General features: G+C 41.9%; 2 protein-coding genes. Both read left to right on the forward strand.

Features of this window, described 5'->3' with window-relative positions; genetic code table 11:
* Positions 1-312, forward strand: a 312-nt coding sequence (locus tag A3735_RS31585; protein WP_197486111.1) for a hypothetical protein, incomplete at its 5' end; no start/stop codon positions are given.
* 96 nt (positions 313-408) lie between these two features.
* A partial coding sequence (locus tag A3735_RS32215; protein WP_231882680.1) for a hypothetical protein occupies positions 409-699 on the forward strand: 291 nt, incomplete at its 3' end.

The following is a 699-nucleotide window of genomic DNA, read 5'->3' on the forward strand; positions in this document are numbered from 1 at the left end:
GTGCGCATCGTGATCAAGAAGCTAACTATCAAAGATACGCAACTAGCGTTAGATCTGAGTGCGCTTGGCCAGAAAAAGTATGATGAAACTCTCCCCACCTTTGCTGTCTCGAATGTAGGTGGAAGTGCGGGCCTTCCTCCAAAGGAACTTGCTCAGGCTATGGGTAAACAAATACTTGATAAGCTTATCAAAGAAGCTAAAGCAAAGCAGACGGAAAAACTGAAAGCGAAAGCTAAAGAGAAGCTGATGGAGAAACTTGAAGAGAAAGGTGGTGACAAGCTTAAAGGTCTTATGAAGAGCTTCGGGCATTAGGCTAAGGCATTCCAGAATAAGCTAGCTTATCTTCCAAGATAGGCTGGCTGTTCCTTTCATATAGTACTCTCTTAGCACAAGGCCAATGACGATATTATGATAAGTATATGTATTTATTGCGGTGAGAATAAGGCTATAGCCTTTGAGGTCTGTAACGCTTGTTCTCGTACCCCAGACTCTCATCGTGATCAAATACGCTCGATTATCCTGAGTTATAGTGAGAACGAGCCTTACTTGAATTTTTTGAGTTTGGAAGAACTTGAAGAGATTCGGGAAAAAATTATCACAGGTGCTCCCATTGAGTTAAAAGCTGAGGTATATAGAAATGCTGAAGAAGCCTTCAGTGCTGTGAAAGTCACGGAAGGGCCAAAGCTAATACAATACTTT

The organism is Oleiphilus sp. HI0061, assembly GCF_001635675.1.